This is a genomic window from Clostridium sp. 1001275B_160808_H3, assembly GCF_015550425.1.
Taxonomy (GTDB): Bacteria; Bacillota; Clostridia; order Clostridiales; family Clostridiaceae; genus Clostridium.
In genome coordinates this window covers 109,482-132,203 of record NZ_JADNAT010000005.1, presented here as the reverse complement: position 1 = coordinate 132,203, position 22,722 = coordinate 109,482, and the positions used below count along the sequence as shown (strand labels likewise).

Here is a 22,722-nt window from a genome sequence, read left to right as displayed (position 1 = left end):
TAATTATATTTATAAATTGAAACATATATATTATTTATTATTAATTATATCATAGAAACATTTGAAATAATTTTAAATAGTGCTATAATGAAAAATGAAAACAAAATTTAAGAAAGGGAAAGGTAATTTCAAACATGAGAATGTAATCTACTTTTAGAATTTTTAATTCACAATAAAATTATGACATTAATGAGTCTTTTTTTGTTGTGTAAAAATTTACGGAGAGTGGATTACTGGCTTAAGGTTTATTTGTGTTACCCTTCTATAAAGTCGTATACTCTCTCCTACATTTTAAGGAGGGATTTTTTTATGCAATTAGCATTATTAAATAAAATCAAAAAGTATTATGGTGATAAATTAATATTAGATATAGACAAATTTGAAATACTAGATGGAGATAAAATAGGATTAGTTGGCGATAATGGCGCTGGTAAAACTACTCTTTTAAAAATTTTAATTGGTGATGAACCTTCTGATGAAGGAACATCTTATTTAACTTCAAGTTACTCTTATATTAGTCAATTTGGAAATAGCCTAAATGATTGTTCATTTAACAAAGTAAAAAGTGTTTTTAATGCTCCTACTGAATATAAAGATTATCTTTCTGGAGGAGAAAAAGTCAAAATGAAAATTACTAATGCTTTAAGTGAAAATAAAAAACTAATTATTGCTGATGAACCAACTTCTAATTTAGATAGTAATAGCATTGAAATTCTTGAAGATATGCTAAAAAATTATTCTGGAGCTCTTCTTTTGGTTTCACATGATAGAAATCTATTAGATTCTTTATGTAATACTATTGTTGAAATTAAAGATGGAAAACTAAATATCTACAATGGAAATTACTCTAAGTATATCGAACTAAAAAAAGCAGAAAAAGCAAGAGAAAATACTGAATATAATCAATATATTACTGAAAAAAGAAGACTTGAAGAAGCTATAGTATCAAAAGAAAATATAAGAGATGGTATTAGAAGAACACCTAAAAGGATGGGTAATTCAGAAGCTAGGCTTCATAAAATGGGTGGTCAAAAAGGTAAAAAGAAATTAGAAAATAATATAAAAGCTATTAGGACTAGAATTGATCAATTAGATGTAAAAGAAAAACCTAAAGAAGATAAAGATATAAGAATTGATGTTATTGAAAATTTAGAACTTACTTCTAAAAATCCTATTGAAGCAAAGAACTTAAATATTACTATTGGAGATAGAGTTCTATTAAATGAATCTACTTTCAAAATAAAAAAAGGTAGAAAAGTAGCTTTAATTGGTCAAAATGGATGTGGTAAAAGTACTTTACTAAAAGAAATTATCAATAACAATAATGAAAATATAAAAGTTTCTAAAAATGCTGTTATTGGATATTTGGATCAATCTCAAGATATACTAGATCCAGATAAAACAATATTAGATAATATTAAAATTGACTCTTCTTTCAAAGAAAGTTTTATAAGAACAAATTTAGATGGCTTTGGCTTTAAGGGAGATAATGTATTTAAAAAAGTTTCATATTTAAGTGGCGGTGAAAAAGTAAGAGTTGCTATTTGTAAGCTTTTACTTTCAGACAATAATATAATAATTCTTGATGAACCAACAAACTATTTAGATATTAAATGCATGCAATCTCTTGAAAATGCCTTGAAAAATACTAATAAAACTCTTTTAATAGTATCTCATGATAGAAAATTTATTTCAAATATTTGTGATTATATATTAGAAATAGATAATAATAAAATTATTCAATTTGATGGTAGTTACGATGAATATATTAATTTTAAATCTAAGCCTAAGATTGATAAGGACGAAAAGATTCTTAAAGAAAATATATTAATATTAGAAAATAAGCTTTCAGAAGTTATTTCTTTATTATCCTTTGAAAATGATCCAAATAAAAAGGCTCCATTAGAAAATCAATATTTAGAATTATTAAAGCAGCTTAAGGAACTAAGAAATCAATAAAAAAGGTAGATAATTAATAACCTCTCCACCTTATTAATGATAGTTTTTTAAAAATAATAGACTAATTTAAAAGATGATTTCTATATTGAGAAGAAGTCATCTTTTTTAATTCCATTAATGTTTCTATAATAATATTAAAGATTAAAATAAACTACAATACCAAACAATGCTAACCCTGACACATATAAAGAATTATAATATAACATATGATGCCTATAACTTTAAAAATTGTAATAAAACTCTCCTATAGCAAATTTAATTTATATTTAACTAGAAAATTCATTAATGTGGTAACAAAATCTCTTTTATTGATAAATTAATATCCTCTGATAGATTCTTTTCTAAATTTCTTTGTAATAAATCCTTATGTTTTAATCCATTATGTTTAAAATACTCTTTTATTAAAGGAACTCTTTTCTTTGGGTCATTCATTGCTAAATATGCTACAAACCAATCTTCCAAAGAAGTAAAATTTATTTTACTATCTTCTAATATTAAATTATCGACAATTGATTTATCATCTAAAATAAATTCATATATTTTATTGCCTTGTAAATTTATTTTAAAATTACCCATAAACTCTACCATAACTCCATCTACATTATATCCAAAGAAATTTTCCGTTTTAAATGGATCTTTTGAGTACAATTCTACTTTATTTCCTATTGTATTCATAAATTCAATTACTTTTTCACAGTCTTTTGAATTAATTAAAATATCTATGTCATTTGTTTTTTCTATTAATCCATGATATTTTAATAAGACTGAGCCTCCAATGCCCCAAGCACATCCTATTTTATTTAATCCATCTGAAATTTCACATAATAATTCTGTGTTCATACATATCTCCATTATTTTTTAACTTAAATCAAAAATGCTTTTGAATACTCTACTACACCATTAACTTCATTAAGTGCATTAGGAATTAATTCCAAAACCATATAAGCTTCATCTGGAACATCAAAAGGAGCCTTAATTCCATAATTACTTGCTTTTTTAAATCCGAACTTAGGATAATAATGTTCATGTCCTAATACTACTATTGATTTATACCCTAACTCTTTTGATTTTTCTATAGCTTCATTCACAAGCTTCTTGCCTATACCATTCTTTTGATGCTTTGGCAATACTGCTAGAGGTGCAAGTGCAAGAGTTCCTACATCTTTATTTTCACTTTTTATCAAAGCTTTAGTTAAAAGAATGTGGCCAACAACATTATTGTTAATTTCAGCTAATAAAGATAACTCTTTTATAAATTCATTGCTGTTTCTTAGCCTTTTAACTAAGTTATGCTCATCATTATCTGTAAATTCTGCACTTTTAAAGCTTTCTTCAATTACATTTTCTACTTCTTTATAATCTTTATTTACTTCTTGTCTTATAATTATCATAAAAAAATCCTCACTTAGTTAATCTTAAATCCCTCTATCAACTCTATTTCTACTCCATTTGGATCTTCTATAAATATAAATCTTTCTCCACCAGGAGTATTAATAGGCCCTCTAATAATTTTTATATTTTTTTCTTCTAGTTCTTTTATTGTATTATCTAAATCTGTAACCTCAAATCCTATAGACACTTTTGAATGATTAACTTCATCTTTTATAGATTTATTTTCATATTCTATTAATTCTATCATTGCTGAACTTTCTCCTTTAAGGAATGCTATATTAGTTCCTTCCATTGGTGAAAATTCTCGTGCAATTTTCAAATTTAATACATCCTCATAAAATTTTATTGATTCTTTTAAATTTTTCACTGTAATTGTAACAAACTTAATATTCATCATTAATTCATCTCCCTATCATATATTTATTATACTTCTAATTTCATTATTTTCTCACCATTTATATCTAATTCACCATTAAATTGAAATCCAAGTTTCTCATACATCTTAGTTGCTAAATCATTGTTTTCATAAATACTTAAATATATCTCATTACGTTTATATTCATTATAAATTCTATTTAATATAAGTTTTAAGCTTTCACTTCCATATCCTCTTCCTTGAAACTCATCTCCTATCATAAATCTATCTAGCCATACTCTCCCATATGTTCCCTCATTTTCCCATAGTCCATACATAGCAAATCCTATAATTTGATTATAGTTATATATACCTACAGGCCTCCATAAAGGTATTTGCTTTGCTTCATTTAGACATTCCTCAACAGTTTCAATAAAATCTTCTTGACCCTTTTTAACTTTTAAACTTAATGCTTCATTATAATTTTTATTATTGATTTCTTTTATAACTAACTTCATAATCTTACCTCAAGTATTTTGCTATAGTTTTAATATTAATTATCTTATCTAATTAAAATAATACTATGTTTAAATACTATTATAGTCTATAGCTTTTTATTTAAATATCTTTTTTTGTATCTAATCCTTGCATATTTGCTAACTTTATTAATGACTTGATAATTAGTTATACTTCCTAAAACTCCAACAATAGGTAATCCCTGAATAAATTTGGCCATTAACAAACTTTCTGACAATACTTGTGATGTACTTCTAATTTCTAAGTTTAAATCTCTATTTATCACTATATTAGAATCTATTTTATATTCAACTTCATTTAATTTTTCATTATAAAGTACTTTTTCTTTACTATTTGTTAAAGCAACATTTATTAAGTTTAATATATATATCTTTTCTTCTTCACTTTCATAATTAAACCCATAACTTAGTGCAATTTCATAAACTGTCTTTAATATCATTGCAATAAATAATGGTATATCAGGCAATCCTATACCCACAACTCCAAGACCTGCTCCCTCTATTGTAGATATGGTAGAGTTTATAATCTTACTTTTCTTTCCTTGAGAATCCATTATCTTTATGCTTTTTCTAGTAACTTTTTTATCTAATGAATAATTATTCACATCATGTTCTAATTGAATTTTATCTTTATTATATAACTTTTCTATATACTTACTTCCCTTTTCTAACACTAATTTAAATCCATTATAAAAGGCACTTTCTAATGTATCTTTCAACTTTTGTGGGATTTTTTCTTCAATCTTATCTGAAATTGATGCTACTTTATTTTTAATAAATTTATTTTCTCTTTTATTAAGCAGTTTATTTTCTTTTTTATTTAATTTATTTAATTCTCTATTTATTATTTTTTTCACTATTAATCACTGTCCTTTAAGATATTTAATAATCTTATTTTTATTATATACCTTTTTAATAGGATTATAGAATATTTATTATAATAACTTAAACAATAAAAAATTATTAATATATAATTTTTACTCTATTTCAATTCATAAAACTAAGTAAAATTTATATATATACTTTTATGTATTAAAAAACTCCCATTTTAATATTAAAATGGGAGTTTCACATAAACTACATATATAATTTTAATTAATAAATTTTTATAAATTCTTCAACTAAAGCACTCGCATTTTTAGCTGCTATAGGTAAAAATTCTTCATATGATAAATCTGCACCACCATCTGCCTTATCTGATATTGATCTAAGTATAACAAACGGTATATTATTTAAATATGCAACTTGAGCCATTGAAGCTCCTTCCATCTCAACAGCTGATACTTCTCCAAAATTTTCTTTTATTCTATCAGCTATAGCTCCACCAGCTACAAATTGATCTCCTGATGCTATTCTTCCTTCTTTTATATGAATACCTGAAACATTTTCTGATGCTTTTTTAGCTATTTCAATCATATCCTTATCAGCTTCAAAAAAAGTAATTCCTAATCTTGATATTTCACCAAGTGGATCTCCAAATACTGTAGTATCAAAATCATGCTGTACAGCATCTGTTGAAATAACTATGTCTCCTTGATTTAACTCTGTATCAAGTGTACCTGCAACTCCTGAGTTTACAAGTGCTGTTACATTAAATTTATCTGCTAATATTTGTGTGCATGTAGCCATATTCACTTTTCCAACTCCTGAACGCACTAAAACTATATTTTTACCTTGTAATGTACCTCTATAAAATTCCATACCTGCAACTTCTACGGTTTCTTTTATATCCATTTTACCTTTTAATATCTCAACTTCTTCTTCCATAGCGCCAATTACACCTAATACTTTATCATTTCCACTTTTATTTCCAGCACTACATCCACCTAATACTGATATTGCCATAACCAAAACCATAATCATCAATGTTGATATTTTCTTCATTTTTTCTTCATCCTTTCGTCATACATCGAATATTATTTTTTAAATATTTTATATAATTCGTATAAATTATATATAACACAATTTCACTACTTATTCAATACTATTTATATTATTTATCTGTATCTTTTTTGAATATATTTATAACAATCAAAAGTTTAATCTCCAAAACAAAAGAGGATGCTTCAGACATCCTCTTAATTTTATTTTATAAAATGCTCTTTTCTTATCTTCTTTAAAGCCTTTTTAGATCCTCTTTCAATATCTCTTTCAAGCTTTCTTTCTTTATAACTTACAAATAATTGATTTAAGTCATATCCTTCTGGATAAAGGTCTTCAGCCTTTATTTCTAGATTTAATCTTTTATAATTGACTTCAATAAATTCACCATCACACAAAACTATTATATTGTTTAGTTCATCCATTTCTTTATATACTATTGCTTCTTTATTATTATCTAAAAGTCTAACTTTATCTCCAATTGAATATGAATTATATTCAATTGTACTCTTTTGAGTTTTCTTTTTAGAAATTTTACTTTCTTTAACTAGGTTATAGTTATATTCTTTAGAGTCTATATATTTTCTTGCTCTTTCAATAATATTATCATCTATACCCATCTTTTTTGAAATATATAAAGCATTACTATCTCCTGATTTTCCTATTGAAAGCTTATACAGTGGTTCAAGTGTATCTTTCTTAAATTCCATTGCTGCGTTTTCGAAATCAGGGTGTTCCTTTGAGAAATTTTTTATTTCCCCATAATGTGTTGATGCAACTGTTATGCACCCTTTATGATAACATTCTTCTAATATAGCAATTGCAAGTGCTGCTCCTTCATTTGGTTCTGTTCCACTACCTATTTCATCAAATAATAATAAAGTAGATTTATTACTTTCTTTTAAAATTTGTGCTAGATTCTTAACATGAGATGAAAATGTACTTAAGGCATTTTCTACACTTTGATCATCTCCAATATCTACAAATATCTTATTAAATAAAGATATTTCAGTTCCTTCCTTTGCTCCTATATGAAATCCTGATTGTGTTGCTAAAGTTAAGAGTCCTACTGTTTTTAACACAACTGTTTTTCCACCAGCATTGGGTCCAGTAATTATTAAGCTTCTGTAATCTTCTCCAATTTCAAAGTCTAATGGTACTCCATCCTTAATTAAGGGATACTTTCCTTTTAATATCTTTACATATCCATGGTTATTTATTTTAGGCTTAATTCCATTTATTTCACGACTATATTTAGCTTTTGCCCAAATCATGTCATACTCTGATATTACTTCAATATTTATTTTCAAATCTCTCATTCTTTCGTAGATCATTTCAGTAATTGTAGATAAAATCCTATACTCTTCAATACTTTCTTCTATCTTTAATGTTGCAAGTTCTGTTGTGTACTTTGTTATCACATTTGGTTCTATAAATACAGTTGAACCCTTAGTTGAAGTTTCAATTATAGTCCCTTGAACTTGATTTTTAAATGCTGCCTTTATTGGTATAGTATATCTTCCATTCCTTTGACTTATAAAGCTTTCTTGAATATACTCTCTATTAGCACTATTCTTTAAGAACTTTTCAAGTCTTTCCTTTATTTTACCTTCACAAATATCAATATGCCTTCTTATTTTCTTAAGCTCTTTGCTAGCATTTGAATCAACAATACTGCCTTTAATTGAATTATTTATTTCTTCCTCTATATAACTTAAATCTGTAATATTTTCTCCATATGAGCTTAATGTCCTAGCATACCCTTCTTTATCTTTTATAAATAATTTTACTTTTCTGCATCCTCTTAAAAAGTTAGATATCATTACTAATTCATTTGGATCTAATGATGCCCCTTTATCAATCTTTTCAATAAGTGGTACTACATCAAAAATCCCTTCTAATGGTATATGATAAGATGCATCTAGTAACCTTCGTCCTTCTGATGTTTCCTCAAGTCTTTGTTCTACAATTTTTATATTATCGCTAGGTTCAAGCTTATCAATTAAGGCTTTACCTAAACCACTAACGCAATACCCCTTAATAATTTCCTTTAATTTATAATAATGTAATTTTTCTAGTGTACTTTTATTCATATTAAAAAACCTTCCTTGTATTATTTACAAGTCTACGAACTCTAGATAGATTTTAAATAATATATTTTCCCATACTTCTTATAAGTCATATAATTAAATTAACAAATTATTTTATACAAATAAAAAAGCTATGGATACTTCCACAGCTTTAAATTCAACACTAATAAAGGTATATAAAACACCCAAAAAGTATATTCGTGGACTTGTATCTATTATAGTTCTATTAATTCCACAACAAATAAAGGTATACCACCCTATTTTTTAGAATTAATATTCAATTACTATTTTAGATACTAAACACTCACAAAAATACCTCTCTTTATTTTAAAATCTATCTAAATATAATATATGATACAAATTAATTTTGGTCAATACAAAATTAATTATTTGTATTCATTATCCTGAGTTTTTATATAATATCCCACTAAAACTATTGAAGTCATAGCAATTAAACTACAAATAGTTAATCCATTTTCTAATGATGAATTTGATGCAAATCCTATAACTGGGTTAATGGATGCTGATATAATACTTCCTATCATAGAATATATAGATAAAATAGTTGCTCTATTTTTAGAAATTATTGATTTATTTTTTATATCAATAATCATTGGTTCCATTACTGCCATACTAATATCAATTAATGCTATACATAAAAAAACTCAATACTGGACTGTCTACAATTATCAATATAAATGAATTTACTAATATCACTATTATTAAAAATACTATTGATTTCTTTTGTCCAAGTATATTACTTAATTTATAAGACTTTACTGATATTAATTTCATAACTTGAATTGCTACTAATAAAACACCAAAATATTTAATATCTATTCCACTTTTAATATATTGCCCTTGATTTAAAAAGACAGTTATACTTTGAACTACTTCGCTAATTAAAGAAGTTCCAACTATAAATATTATCATTGACTTATTACTAATTACAAACTTGAAATTATCTTTTATACTTTCTTTTTTAACAATTTCAGTTTTTATATCAACTATAAATAAAGACATTAGAAAGGCTACTCCATACGGAATTATAGTATAATAAGCAGCTAAGTCCATTGATATATTAACTATATAAGTTGATATTATTGATCCAATTAAAAAACCTATGGTTGAGAACCATTCATATCTAGCAAATATCTTCTCACTATTTTCTTCATCATTAATTGATAAATATATTAAGCTATAATCACATCCTGATAAACCTGATATTGATATAGATAGTAATACCCTTTCAAATAAAAACATTACAAATGAATTTGCTTTAAAAAATATAATTTTAGATATAAAGAATATAAAATTTGATATTATTAATGTATTTTTATACCCAAATTTATCTGCAAAAATTCCCCAAGGCATTTCTAATACTACTATTAAAACCATAGAAATAGATTCTATTAAGAAAATTTGCGATAATGATAGTCCTCTATTTTCTCTAAGTACTGTAGCTATTGGAGCATAAAATACGAACCCTTGTAAAAATACTATAAGATTCATTAAATGTATATTTCTTTTAATATTCAATTTAACTTTCCTCCTAAAAACATAACAAATAAACCTTTATAAAAAGGTTAAAAATGAATTTAGAAATTAAGTTAAATTGGTCTAAACATAAATAGTACCTCCAAATAGTTATAAATATATTATATGGTTTAATTTTAAAAAATAGAAAGTGAATTAACCACTTTCTATTTTAGTATATCTACGGTATTTGCATTTGCTGCCTTTCTTGCTGGAATAAAACTTGATGCAAGTCCTATTATAATTGATATTCCTATTGCTAATAAACTTGTAAATAAACTTGGAGTAATTACTAATTTAAAGTACATAGATATTATGTTTGCAATAATCATTCCAAGTATATACCCTACTAATCCACCAACCATAGTAATTACTATACCTTCAATTAAGAATTCTCTTCTAATATCTCTTTTCCTTGCTCCAAGTGCTCTTTTTATTCCAATTTCTCTTATTCTTTCTGAAACTGATGTATACATCATATTCATAAGGCCTATTCCTGCTATAAATAAAGAAATTCCTGCAACTGATGCAATGAACATGGTTATAGTATTAAGTACTCCCCCAAGTAAATTCACTATTCCACTTGTATCTATTATTTCATATTTTCCCTTAATTATATTTCCCTCGATTGAATTTAAAGTATTTTCTATTTCTTTTATACTGGCTTTTACATCACTATCTTTTTTTAGAGTGATTTTTAATCCTTCTACATTTTTAATTCCAGCAAAATATTTATCATAAGTTTCCTTAGGAATTTTTACGTCACCTTCCATATTAAATAAATTCAATTCTTCCTCTGCTGGAGCCTTTTTTATGCCTACTATTTCAAAAGATATTCCATTTATATTTGCTATTCCACCTACTACTTCCTCTACATTATCAAAGTTACTTTTTAATGTTTGTTCTGAAGCAAATATAACTCTATTTTTAAGAAGATTATCATTTGAAGTTATGTTTCTGCCAAAAGCATCTTCTGCTATATCAAACTCTTCTACAGGCTTAACTAAAGCATTAACTACTTTCCCTCTAATATCCATTTGCATATATTCACCAAAAGAATTACTACTATACTGAAATTCTACTGATTCTACTGAATCTACTCCCTTAACTGCATCTTTATGTTTATTATTAAAAAACTCCATACTTGAAACTTCTTCTGTAAAAGTTTCTGGGCTAAAGCTTGCCATAAGAACTACAGCCCCATCTGTTTCTCCTGTAAATTCCTTAATGGTCTTATTTTTATATCCTTGTCCTAGTGCCACTATTGTAATAACAGATGCAATACCAATAATTATTCCTATCATTGTAAGAATTGATCTTTTCTTATTTCTATTTAAATTTCTTAAGGCGGCAAAAACTAAAACTCTAAATTTCATTATTATCTACCTCCTTAAGTTGTCCATCAAAGATCTTCACTATTCTTTTTGCTTTTTTAGCAACATTTATATCATGAGTGATTAAAATAATAGTTATTCCCTCATTATTCAATTCATTAAATATTCCAATTATTTCTTCTGAAGTTTTACTATCAAGGGCACCTGTAGGCTCATCAGCAATTATTATATCTGGATTGTTTACTAATGATCTAACTATCGATATTCTCTGTTGTTGTCCTCCTGATAATTGTTTTGGATATTTATCAATTTTATCTAGTAATTTTACTTTTTCTAAAAGCTCTTTTACTCTATTTTTAGTTTCTTTAATTCCTCTTCCCATATATAACATAGGAAGTTCTATGTTTTCTTTGATAGTTAACCTATCAATTAAATTAAAGTCTTGAAAGACAAAACCTATTTTTTCATTTCTTAAATTACTAAGTAAATCATCATTTAGAGTTTTTACTTCTTTTTCATCAAGAAAATAGCTTCCTTCAAATTCTTTATCTAATAAGCCTAATATTTTTATCATTGTAGATTTACCTGATCCAGAGGGACCCATTATAGCTAGAAATTCACCTTTAGCTACATCTAAATCTACATCTTTTAATGCATGTAGTTTTTCTTCTCCTGAAGAATAATACTTATTTATACCCTTCAGTTTTATCATATTATACTTCCTCCTTACTATCTTCGGAAGGATTTAATAATATCTTATCTCCTACTTTTAAAGTGTCATTTTGAATTATGTAGTTATCATCCTTTAAAGTTGCTGATATTTCTACTTTTTTATTATTTTCGCCTTCAACTAATTTAACATATAGTTTTCCTTCTTCTTCTATAACACAACTTTTAGGGATTACTATTTCTCCTGGATTTACTGTTAACTCTACGCTAAACCCTATTTTTATACTTTCATCAGGTTTAACATAAAACTTATACACCATAGACTTTTGATCTGTTGACATTGATGGAATTTCTTCAATCTTTGTTATCTTACCTGTAACTTTTTTATTATTACTTATAATCTTCATTTCTACTTTATCATCTATCTTAAGTTCCTCTATATCAAATTCTGATGATTCTGATGCAATTAAAGAATCCTCAGAAATCACTCTCATATACTCTTTTGTAGGATCTTCATTATTTATATAAACTTTTCCAGTTATTTCTGACTTTACACTTTTTACTACTTTTTCTTTAAGAGCATCCCTTTTTGAAATAACGTCATTTAAATTTGCATTTAACTCTTCTAACACACTAGCATTTTCAACTTGTTCTCCTTGTATATTTACACCTTGATTTAAGTTTTGTTCTGCTTGATTTGTTATTTGTGCAGATGCTTGTACTTCTTTTTTAAGTGCTTCTAACTTACTTATTCTTTCTTTTTCTCTATCAATCTTTGAACTCAATGAACTAATTTGTCTATTTAACTCATCGACTTGCTCTTGAATGACTTCATTATAATAATTAAAAAGCACTGTATCCTTTTCTACAATTTCTCCATCTTCTACAAATACTTCATTTACTTCTCCATTGGACTTATCTAAAATTATCTTTTGCTCATTACTTATAATACTACTACCCTTAAACTTCAAACCCCCAGCTTCTTCTATTTCAAAATAATCAACTTTATTTTCTTTATTACTATCTACTGTTGATTTATTTTTAACATATAATGCTCCACTTACTGTAGCAATTAAAGCTAATGTAAATATACTAATTCCTATTATAATTTGTTTTTTCTTCATATTATCACCTCTTATATAATTCTCTTAAATAAATAGAGTAAATCTATTTATTAGATTTACTCTATTTGCACATTATTATTTAACAAAATAAATGTCTTTCTTCTTATAAAGAAAGAAAATCATTAATGCTGGGAAAACTAAATTTAATAGTGTTAATAAACTTACTCCAGAAGTTATTGCTGAATAAATAAATGATAATACCTCTATACCTATAAATATAAATGCTCCAATAGGCTTTTTACATAAAATTAATATTACAGCTATAGTTATTATTAATGATATAGCTAATGTTATTACAAAATCTGTTGTAGTTGCTTGTTCTCCAGCACTTACCCCTGCTTCTGCTATCATATTACTTACAAGATCTTTTGCAAAAATATTAACTAAACAACCTATTGTTATAAAAAATTGTCCAAATAAATCGAGTACAGACATTGTAATAATTCCAGCACCCACACTTTTCTTTTCTACATTTTCTTCCATCATCGCCCACCTCCTTCCAGAAATATTCATTTTTATAATACTATTTCCATTAAATAAATACAATATTACTTACCTTAAGTTTATCTTAATTTTGATTTAAGCATAATAAAATAGAGATAACTATAATAAGCTACCCCCATTTTTTTAAAATTATCTTAAATTCACTTCCAAGTCCGTCCTCAGTATTCAAAATAATTTTTCCTTTATGTAATTCTATAATCTTTTTAGTAATAGCTAGTCCAAGTCCGCTTCCTCCACTAGAATCTCTAGACATATCTCCCCTTACAAATTCTTCAAAAACCCTATCTCTTATTTCTTTTTTAATTCCTATTCCATTATCTCTAATTATTATTTCTATATCTTCTTCATTACTATTTAGTCCAACAAATAATGTTGTATGTCTTATATTATATTTTAAAGAGTTAATTATCAAATTACATATAGCTCTTTCTAATTGTTCAGCATCAAAATTATAATAAATCGGCTCTTCTGGAATATCTATTTCTAAGTTAAATTCAGCTTCCTCAATTTCTCCATAATAAAAAGCTACTACTTCTCTTAAAAATTCACAAATATCTTTTTGTTCCATATTTAATTTATAATCTACACTATCTAGTTTAGTAAATATAAAAAGTTCATTAACTAAATAATTTAATCTACATGTTTTGTTATAAATATAATCTAAATAAATTCTTTTCTCCTTTGAATCTTGTACAGTTCCATCATTTAAAGCCTTTGAATACCCCATAATAGAAGTTATTGGAGTTTTTATATCATGTGCTATATCTCTTATCATATCCCTTTTACTTTTTTCAAGCTCATTCTTATTTTCATTAGCTAATTTTATTTCTTTTACCATATAATTAAAGCTATCTCTTATACTATCAATTTCTTTATATCCTTCAAAGTCTAATCTCACTGATAAATTACCCTTACTCATCTTTTCTATTCCTAAATTTATTTGATTTAAAGGTTCTCTAATCTTCTTTATATATTTATAATAAACACCCCATAAAGCTAGTACCATAAATATAACTGCTATAACTAATGAGTATCTTATAGTTTCAAGAACTCTTCTTCCTAAACTTTTCTCTCTTAATTGTTTCTTTAAAAAGAATTCACTATTAGGAACTTTTACTATGTAGATTTTATCTCCTTGATTATATACTTTTGAATCGAAAAATTTTTCTTCCTTTTTAAATTGATCTTCATAGGAATTTATAACATTTAATAAATTGTAATCATTAATATTATCTTTCTTTTCACCAATTACACTAACAACCTTGTTATTTTCTATAGTTTCTATCCATCCGCCAACTTCTAATACTCCATTAATATTAATATCTTCATAACTTTGAACGAAAAACTCTTCTTCCATTAGTCTTTGTTCCTCTTTGGTTAATTGCATATTAGAAGCAATTCCCAAAATTGAAATAACAATAAATAAGATTAAAGCTATTATAAAAATTATTATGGTATATATATAATTAATAACAAAAATCCTACTTAAACTTCTACTTCTAAGAAAATTACTTATCTTCAAACCTATAACCTATTCCCCTTATTGTTTTTATATATTTATTTTCTTTATTATCATCCTCAATTTTATCTCTCAAATTACTTATATGTACCATTATTACATTATCATCATATAAATATTCCTCATTCCAAACATTTTCAAATATCCTTTGCTTAGTTAACACTTTATTTTTATTTTCCATAAATAATTCTAGTAATTTAAACTCTTTTAAAGTTAAGGATATTTCTTTTTCACCCTTAGTTACATTAACTTTATCTTTATCTAATATTAAATCTCTACTCTTTATAATGTTGTCCTTATTTTCATCTAAATTCAATAAATAGCATCTTCTTAATTGAGCATTAACCCGAGCTATTAACTCCAATGGATCAAAAGGTTTCGTTATATAGTCATCTGCTCCTATATCTAGCCCTATAACTTTATCATGATTTTCACATTTTGCTGAAATAATTATTATTGGTAAATTACTATTACTTCTAATTTTTCTTATTAAATCATACCCATCTGTATCAGGCATCATTAAATCCATAATTATCAAATTAATTTTTTTTGAATTTAAAATCTTTAATGCTTCATTTGAATCATAAGCTTTAAAAATACAATACCCTTTATTTCTTAAGTAAAGTTCAATTAAATCTACAATTTCTTTTTCATCATCTACTATTAATATATTTATCATTCCAATCTCCCTATAGCTTATAAATTTCAATCTTATTACATTATAATACAAAATTATCCAAACAAAAGTATTATCTTGCAAAATTTGCTTGTAAATTTACTCTTATATTCATATATAAGTAGATATATAAATATTGATAAACTTCATCTTTTAATATCATATATGAGTATTTATACCTATCTTCTCAATTTGCTACAAATATTATTTGTTACTCTAATTTACCTTTTAATTTTACTATAATATAATTATTATAGTAAATATATTACTATGGAGGATAATATGGGTAAAAAGGGTGGGAAAAACAAAAAAATTAACAAAAGACAATATTTTGTAAAAGCTAAGTTTAATGAAAATCTTACTTTATTATTAGGAGTTATATTTTTTAGTGTCATCTTAATTATTATTTCAAAATCTATATTTAGAAGTGGGTTTTTACCTGATAAATATAATGGTCAAATGAAATACTATAATGCTGTTGTTACAGAAATTTTAAGTGAAGATTTGACAAAAGATCCTTATATAGAAGATGTTGAAGTAGGATTTCAAAAGATAGTAGTTAAAATTTCATCAAAGCCTTATTCTGGTAATACATTTGAAATAGAAAATCCAATAAGCAGATTATATAATTTAAAAGTTAAAGAAGGTACTAAAGTAATAGTAGGCGTTATTGAAAAAGATGGTTCTACTCAAATGAATTTATATAGTTATGATCGAAGTAATATGATTTATTTATTAATATCAGTATTTATATTATCAGTTGTTATAATAGGTGGATTTAAGGGGTTAAAATCTCTAGTGGCTTTAATCTTTACCTTGATATGTTGTATTTATTTAATGGTTCCTTTAATGCTTAGAGGTGTTAATCCAATACTCTCAGGAATTCTAATGAGCATATTAAGTATAACTGTAACGCTTATACTAGTATCTGGATTTAATAAAAAGACTTTAACAGCTATTTTAGGCACAGTTTCAGGTGTTATTATTGCAGGATTAATAGCTTATATCTTTGGATCATTAACAAAGCTTTCAGGATTAAATATGAGTGAAGCAGAAAGTTTAGCATATATTGCTGAAGACACAGGATTAAAACTTAAAGGAATAATGTTTACTGGAATATTAGTTGCAACACTCGGAGCTGTAATGGATATTGCAATGTCAATTGCTTCATCAATATTTGAAATTCATAAAGTAAACGATAAAATAAGTTTTAATGAATTATTTAAAAGTGCTATGAACATAGGTAAAGATACTATAGGGACAATGACTAATACATTAATTTTAGCATTTGCTGGTGGCTCATTAAGTATTTTAATATTAGTCTTTTCAGCAAATATGCCTTTTAATAAATTGATAAATTTAGACCTTTTAGGCATTGAAATAATTCAAGGCTTATCTGGAAGTATAGGAATAGTACTAGCAGTTCCAATTACTGCTTTTATAGGATGTTATTTATGTAAAAATGAACTTAAATTTAAAAAGTAAAGGATGTCGCGGAACGCGACTCCCTTTACAAATTTACCTCTTAGCCATAATAGGCACACCTAAAATATTATTTTAAATTACTTTTTAAGATAGTCCAGTTATTTTTTACTTATAGTATAATTCCTCCATGAAATATACATTCATATACTTTAACATCCTTAAGGTATATCTCTTCATAACCTTTAAACCATTCAAAACCACCTTCAACAATGCAATGATATTTGTAAGCTTCATTTTGATATACCATAGGCCCCCTATAAGGATAATCTTTTGTAACTTTTGATAATACTTCCTTTAAAAAGCTACCTGAAAATCCTTCATCAATAATTCTTCCTGAATAGTTCATAGCCCAAAATGGACTATCATTAATCCAAATTGCTTCTTCACCTATAAACTTTTCACTTCCTAAATAAGTATCAATATACTTAAAATTTTCTTCTATATATTTAAGATCATAAGAATTGGGTCTAGATGATTGAGTTTTATATCCTCCACCTGCATATGTTAATTTCTTTGCTCTACATAAAAAATCTATTATTTTTTCATCTATACCATTAATACTTCTTTTAGCTTCCTTGCCACAACATTCCTCTTCAATATTCTTTAATAACTTATCAATACTTACTCCAAATACATTACTTAGTTGAATTAATTTATCAACCTCTGGATATGATTTTTTAGATTCCCATTTAGCGACTGATTGCCTCGATACTCCTATTAATTCAGCTAATCCTTCTTGTGATAGACCTTTTTCTTTTCTTAATCCTTGTAGTTTTTCATTAAACCCCATTCCTCTCACCTCATATTAATTTTAATGCTAAATCTACTAATAATCTATCACCTAAAACTAACAATTTTGTCAACTAACAGTTGCATTATTTAATATTTAGGCTCTGTTTTATTTAAATGTTGATATTTGAGTAATCTTTTTAAAATAAGGGTATAATATTAATATAAACAGTTGTGGAGGTTCAATTATGGCAAATGTATCATCTATATTAACAGAAATTCAAAAATTATCTTTATATCAACAAAAAGAAATTCTATCTCAGTTAGAAGAACTACTTATTTTAGGCTCTCAAGTTAATGAAATAACTAAAGATGTTAAAGAAATTAGATTTTCTAAGGGGAAAGTATGCTCTCATTGTAGTTGTGAAAATATATCAAGAAATGGTAAATATAATAATAAACAAAGATACATTTGCAAAAATTGTGGAAGAACATTTACTGATTTTACTAACTCTGCAACATATAAAAGTAAGAAACCTTTAGACAAATGGTTAAAATATGCTAAGTGCATGTTAAATGGCTATTCAATAAGAAAATGTGCTGAAATAGTTGAAATAAATATAGCAACGAGTTTCTTTTGGAGACATAAAATACTTAATTGTATAAGTGATTTTCTTGGTGTAGGTTCTGTTGATGGTGTAGTTGAGGCAGATGAAGTATTTTTTGCTTATTCATATAAAGGAACTAAACCTATAAATATGCCAAGACCTTCTCGCAAAAGAGGTAAGCAGGTTAAGAAAAGAGGTATCTCTAAAGAACAAGTTTGTGTAGGTACCGCTCTTGATAGGCAAGGTAACTTAATTATAGAGTTGTTATGTACTGGAAGAATGACCTCAGAAGAGTTAAAAAGACTTTATACTAATCGTATAGGAGAAGACTCTATTCTTTGTACTGACAGCCACAAAAGCTACATGCAATTTGCAGAGGATATGAAGTTACAACATAAGAGAATCAAAAGTGGTAAGCATAAAGAAGATATATATCATATTCAACATATAAATAGCCTACATTCTAATCTAAAAAGATGGATGAGTAGGTTTAATGGTGTTTCAACAAAATACCTTAACAACTATATGAAATGGCATAAATGGCTAAATACATTTAGTTCAGAAAAAGAATCTATTAGAGTTAAAAACTTTATTGTTCATAGTAATATATCTCATAATTATACTAAAATAAAGGAATTTAAAAATATTCGACCAATATTCATATAATATTTTGAAAATAATGGAATTGTAAAGATGAATTAATATATAATAAATATATATATTAAAGCTATTAAACACATAATTTTTAATAGATTAATGGAGGGATTATTTATGAGAAAATTTAAGATATTGATACTATCTTTACTAAGCATCTTTATACTTTATGGCTGTAAAGATACCAATGATAATTTATTAAGAGGATTCTATCAAAGTGAGATAACTACAGATGGACATATTGTTCAAGTGTCTGTACAGCCCCAAGAAAATAGTTTTGTAGAGTATATCGACAATAGAGAAGTTAATAGTGGGACTTATGAAAAGCTATCTACCGATAAATATAAATTAGTTGGGGACAAACGAACTATCGAAATTGTTTTAGACAAAAACAACTCTTTTGAAATTCTTATAAAAAAAATCAATAAAGGGAATTCAATAAAGATGAAGAACATAGGGGCAACACCAGGGTATTTTGCGACAGAATTTGATGATGTTGAAGAATACAAGAAACTGTTAGAAGATTAATTTAAAATTATCAATAGTAAAAGCCCAGTAATTTTAGAATTACTGGGCTTTTAAAATGTAATACATTATCAACAATATTTTAAAACAGAGCCAATATTTAAAATAAACTTTGAATATACTTAATTGATTCTAATTTAAAAATCACAAAAAGATACTCTTCATTAATTGAGAATATCTTTTTGTGTTACTTTATTTTTATTATATTACTTTAATTCTGGCCAGTATTCTTTATTAGCCTCAATCATTTCATCTAATATTTGCTTAGCTACAAATGCTGATGGGATTGTCTTATTCATAGTAAATGCCATAAGAGCCTTTTCGTATGAACCTTCAATTGCAGCTTCTACAACTAACTTTTCACTAGCTTCTTGTTGTTCTATTAATCCTTTATAGAATGTAGGAATTTCACCAACACGAACTGCTTCTGGACCATCTTTAGTTATATATGCTGGGATTTCAACCATAGCATCATCTGGTAAGTTCTTAATAGCACCATTATTTTCAACCATAACTAAATGTCTTTTTCTTAGGTCAAATGCTAAGCTCATAGCAACTTCTACTATAAATTCTCCGTGCACTCCAGTAAAGAATTGTGAAAGATCAATTTCTCCTGTAGCAGTATATTTATCTACTGAATCAAATATCTTCTTTTCTCTTCCTTCCATTACCTCATTTGCTCTAGTACGATTTTTGTCAGAATGTCCAACAACCTCATCTCCTAGTAAATAGTATTGCATATATGTGTTAGGAAGATATTTAGGGAACATTTGCATCATATGTTTTGCATTAGTAAATGTATGAAGCCATGATGCATCATTATGTCTTACCTCACTTCTTGAATCTGGAGGTAAATATCCATGCTCTAGAACGTAGTTTTTAAGCTCTTCTGTTCTATCTTCTCCATTTACTCTTATATTTGTGAACCAACCAAAATGATTTAATCCAAAATAATCTGCTTCTATATCGTGTCTATCACAATCTAAAATGTTTGCCATATTTCTCATAATTGCAACTGGCATATCACATATATTTAAAATCCTTGCATTTGGTCTTAACTTGTACATTGCTTTTGCTACAATAGCTGCTGGATTTGAATAGTTTACTATCCAATAGTTCTTACTTGCATATTTTTCACAGAAATCTATCATTTCAACCATAGGATATATAGTTCTTAACCCATATGCTAATCCTCCTGGTCCACAAGTTTCTTGTCCAACTACATTATATTTTAGTGGAATCTTTTCATCCATCTCTCTCATCTTGTATAAACCAACACGCATTTGTGCAAAAACAAAGTCTGCATCCTTAAAAGCTTCTTCTGGATTAGTTGCGAATATTAATTTAACTTCTGGATCAAACATTTCAACAACTTTTTTTACTATTACACCTACTTTATTTTGACGTTCTTCATTTATATCATATAATCTTAATTCATCTATTTTAAATTCTTCCTTTTTAGCTAATAAGCTTTTCACAATTCCTGGAGTATAAGTACTTCCCCCACCAACTATAACTAATTTAAATTTTTTCATTTCTAATATTCCTCCTTATTCTGCTATTCCTAATGCGTCGTCTACTATTGTTCTTATTTTACTTATTGAAAGTCCATATACAACTTGTATATTTTTTCCTTTTTTAACCACACCTGATGCACCTGTAGTTTTTAATGTTTGCTCATCGATTACAGTATCGTCAATAACATCCACTCTAAGTCTTGAAAAACAATTTTCTACAGTTACTATATTTTCTTTTCCACCTAATGCTTTAATAATAGTTAAAGCTTTTTCTCTATCATTTTCAGCATTATCAATTTCTTTGTTTGATGATTTCATTTCTTTTTTAACTTTTGATGCATTTTCCTTTAAATCAATTGCACTGTCACTATCATCATCTTCTCTACCTGGTGTCTTTAAGTTCATTTTTTCAATCATAAATTTAAAGACTACAAAAATTACTGCTATTTCAACTAATCCTACTAGGATATATACTGGCCAATGAGTTTTCCCAATTCCTGCTGGTAAATTTATTACAAGAAAATCTAAAATACCATTTGTTGCACAAACTCTTACATTAAGCACATAAACTATCATTTGGAAGAATCCATCTATAACAGAATATACAAACCATAATAATGGAGCTGCAAAAATAAATGTAAACTCTAATGGTTCTGTAATACCAGCTATTACTGCTGTTAGTGTTGATGGAATTAATTGTGATTTCAAATTACTACGTTTTACTTTCTTAGCTGTGAAATAAAATGCTAAAGCTACACCAATAACACCAAATGTTTTTACTAAACCATAATTTAAGAATCTTGCTGAATCTGGCATCATTGTTATTGTAGGGTCATTAAGTAATGCTAAGAATACAGGCTTTGCACCTATAACGTTTTCTCCATTTATTATCATTTGATCTCCTACTGCTGAGTATAAGAATGGAGACCAAATTAAATGATGTAGTCCTGTAGGTACTAAGAATCTATTTAAGAATCCATAAATAAATACACCTAAAGCACCTGCAGTGCTCATAAATCCTGTAAGAGCAGTAATTCCATTAGCTATGCTTGGCCAAATATATGTTGCTAATATACTTAATGCTGCAACTATTGGAATCATAATTATAAATACAAACTTACTATTACCATAAGATGCCATAGCACCCTTAAATTCTTTGCTAACATACTTATTATGAATTACAGATACTGCTATTCCTAATATCATTCCTAGGAAAACTCCCATGTCTGTTACATGAAAACCTAATTGAATTGTTTGCCCAGTTCCATATAATTCACTTGCAGTATTACCTGCTATTAATTTACCTGATAATTCTAACCACTTACTATTTGCTCCTAAAAATAATATATACGACATAATAGCTACAAAAGATGCTTCTGCTTTTTTCTTTTTAGCCATACCCATGGCAATTCCAACACAAAATAGAATACTTAAATTTCCCATAATAGGTGATAACATCCCATTAAAGAATTTTCCTATTGTCCAAATGATTCCGCCTTCACTAACAAAAGTTGTATTGGTAAGTATCGCTGTTAGTGCAATTGACATACCTACTATTGGTAAAAATAAGACTGGTCCAATCATAGCTTTAGCAAATTTCTGCATACTATCTAAAATCTTATCCTTCAT

General features: G+C 26.5%; 22 protein-coding genes. 4 read left to right on the top strand and 18 right to left on the bottom strand.

Translation table 11 applies throughout. The annotated features are described in order from the left end of the window. Positions 1-309 precede the first annotated feature (309 nt). A complete protein-coding gene (gene cplR / locus I2A75_RS05630; RefSeq protein WP_195263498.1) occupies positions 310-1,959 on the top strand; it encodes an ABC-F type ribosomal protection protein CplR in 1,650 nt (549 codons plus the stop codon). Positions 1,960-2,241: 282 nt separating this feature from the next. On the opposite strand, the gene I2A75_RS05625 is transcribed toward cplR, so the two are convergent. The 15 genes from I2A75_RS05625 to I2A75_RS05560 form a co-directional block, all read right to left on the bottom strand. Next, positions 2,242-2,799, bottom strand: a complete 558-nt coding sequence (locus tag I2A75_RS05625) for a hypothetical protein (RefSeq protein ID WP_195263497.1) — start codon at positions 2,797-2,799, stop codon at positions 2,242-2,244. Positions 2,800-2,822: 23 nt separating this feature from the next. Then, entirely contained in the window at positions 2,823-3,350 is a 528-nt protein-coding gene (locus tag I2A75_RS05620) for an N-acetyltransferase (protein ID WP_195263496.1), read from the bottom strand. Positions 3,351-3,364: 14 nt separating this feature from the next. Beyond that, the gene (locus I2A75_RS05615; protein WP_243242047.1) at positions 3,365-3,748 is read right to left on the bottom strand and encodes a VOC family protein; all 384 of its coding nucleotides are present in this window, start codon (positions 3,746-3,748) and stop codon (positions 3,365-3,367) included. Positions 3,749-3,774: 26 nt separating this feature from the next. Next, positions 3,775-4,224: a GNAT family N-acetyltransferase gene (locus tag I2A75_RS05610; RefSeq protein ID WP_195263495.1), complete on the bottom strand. Its 450-nt coding sequence runs from the start codon at positions 4,222-4,224 to the stop codon at positions 3,775-3,777. 86 nt (positions 4,225-4,310) lie between these two features. Continuing rightward, a complete protein-coding gene (locus I2A75_RS05605) occupies positions 4,311-5,099 on the bottom strand; it encodes an EcsC family protein (protein WP_195263494.1) in 789 nt (262 codons plus the stop codon). Between the two features lie 238 nt (positions 5,100-5,337). Further along, on the bottom strand, positions 5,338-6,126 hold the full coding sequence (locus I2A75_RS05600; RefSeq protein WP_195263493.1) for a 5'-methylthioadenosine/adenosylhomocysteine nucleosidase: 789 nt from the start codon (positions 6,124-6,126) through the stop codon (positions 5,338-5,340). Positions 6,127-6,326: 200 nt separating this feature from the next. Further along, positions 6,327-8,216, bottom strand: coding sequence for an endonuclease MutS2 (locus I2A75_RS05595; protein WP_195263492.1), 1,890 nt, complete (start codon positions 8,214-8,216; stop codon positions 6,327-6,329). Positions 8,217-8,599: 383 nt separating this feature from the next. Continuing rightward, positions 8,600-8,836, bottom strand: a complete 237-nt coding sequence (locus I2A75_RS17950; RefSeq protein WP_243242044.1) for a hypothetical protein — start codon at positions 8,834-8,836, stop codon at positions 8,600-8,602. Between the two features lie 16 nt (positions 8,837-8,852). Further along, the gene (locus I2A75_RS05590; RefSeq protein ID WP_243242041.1) at positions 8,853-9,752 is read right to left on the bottom strand and encodes an MFS transporter; all 900 of its coding nucleotides are present in this window, start codon (positions 9,750-9,752) and stop codon (positions 8,853-8,855) included. A gap of 164 nt (positions 9,753-9,916) precedes the next feature. Next, a complete protein-coding gene (locus I2A75_RS05585) occupies positions 9,917-11,125 on the bottom strand; it encodes an FtsX-like permease family protein (RefSeq protein ID WP_195263491.1) in 1,209 nt (402 codons plus the stop codon). Next, positions 11,115-11,795, bottom strand: coding sequence for an ABC transporter ATP-binding protein (locus I2A75_RS05580; RefSeq protein WP_195263490.1), 681 nt, complete (start codon positions 11,793-11,795; stop codon positions 11,115-11,117). Before I2A75_RS05580 ends, I2A75_RS05585 begins: the two co-directional genes overlap by 11 nt. Before the next feature lies 1 nt (position 11,796). After that, the gene (locus tag I2A75_RS05575) at positions 11,797-12,876 is read right to left on the bottom strand and encodes an efflux RND transporter periplasmic adaptor subunit (protein ID WP_195263489.1); all 1,080 of its coding nucleotides are present in this window, start codon (positions 12,874-12,876) and stop codon (positions 11,797-11,799) included. 75 nt (positions 12,877-12,951) lie between these two features. Continuing rightward, positions 12,952-13,362 carry a hypothetical protein gene (locus I2A75_RS05570; RefSeq protein ID WP_195263488.1) on the bottom strand — a complete coding sequence of 137 codons (411 nt, stop codon included), beginning with the start codon at positions 13,360-13,362 and terminating at the stop codon, positions 12,952-12,954. 127 nt (positions 13,363-13,489) lie between these two features. Continuing rightward, complete coding sequence (locus I2A75_RS05565) at positions 13,490-14,737, bottom strand: HAMP domain-containing sensor histidine kinase (RefSeq protein WP_195263487.1); 1,248 nt, start codon at positions 14,735-14,737, stop codon at positions 13,490-13,492. A 151-nt stretch (positions 14,738-14,888) separates the two neighbouring features. Then, a complete protein-coding gene (locus I2A75_RS05560) occupies positions 14,889-15,578 on the bottom strand; it encodes a response regulator transcription factor (protein ID WP_195263486.1) in 690 nt (229 codons plus the stop codon). Positions 15,579-15,857: 279 nt separating this feature from the next. On the opposite strand from I2A75_RS05560, the gene I2A75_RS05555 reads away from it, so the two are divergent. Then, entirely contained in the window at positions 15,858-17,060 is a 1,203-nt protein-coding gene (locus I2A75_RS05555) for a YibE/F family protein (RefSeq protein ID WP_195263485.1), read from the top strand. A 109-nt stretch (positions 17,061-17,169) separates the two neighbouring features. On the opposite strand, the gene I2A75_RS05550 is transcribed toward I2A75_RS05555, so the two are convergent. Further along, positions 17,170-17,850 carry a DUF5680 domain-containing protein gene (locus tag I2A75_RS05550; protein ID WP_195263484.1) on the bottom strand — a complete coding sequence of 227 codons (681 nt, stop codon included), beginning with the start codon at positions 17,848-17,850 and terminating at the stop codon, positions 17,170-17,172. A 187-nt stretch (positions 17,851-18,037) separates the two neighbouring features. On the opposite strand from I2A75_RS05550, the gene I2A75_RS05545 reads away from it, so the two are divergent. Both I2A75_RS05545 and I2A75_RS05540 read left to right on the top strand, forming a co-directional pair. Continuing rightward, positions 18,038-19,063, top strand: a complete 1,026-nt coding sequence (locus I2A75_RS05545) for an IS1595 family transposase (protein WP_047002333.1) — start codon at positions 18,038-18,040, stop codon at positions 19,061-19,063. A gap of 105 nt (positions 19,064-19,168) precedes the next feature. Further along, positions 19,169-19,579: a hypothetical protein gene (locus tag I2A75_RS05540; RefSeq protein ID WP_047002332.1), complete on the top strand. Its 411-nt coding sequence runs from the start codon at positions 19,169-19,171 to the stop codon at positions 19,577-19,579. Between the two features lie 203 nt (positions 19,580-19,782). Here the strand turns inward: I2A75_RS05540 and I2A75_RS05535 are convergent, their stop codons facing one another. Beyond that, positions 19,783-21,111 (bottom strand): 6-phospho-alpha-glucosidase, encoded by a 1,329-nt coding sequence (locus I2A75_RS05535; RefSeq protein ID WP_195263483.1) that lies wholly within the window; start codon positions 21,109-21,111, stop codon positions 19,783-19,785. A 15-nt stretch (positions 21,112-21,126) separates the two neighbouring features. Continuing rightward, the gene (locus tag I2A75_RS05530) at positions 21,127-22,722 is read right to left on the bottom strand and encodes a PTS transporter subunit EIIC (RefSeq protein WP_195263482.1); all 1,596 of its coding nucleotides are present in this window, start codon (positions 22,720-22,722) and stop codon (positions 21,127-21,129) included.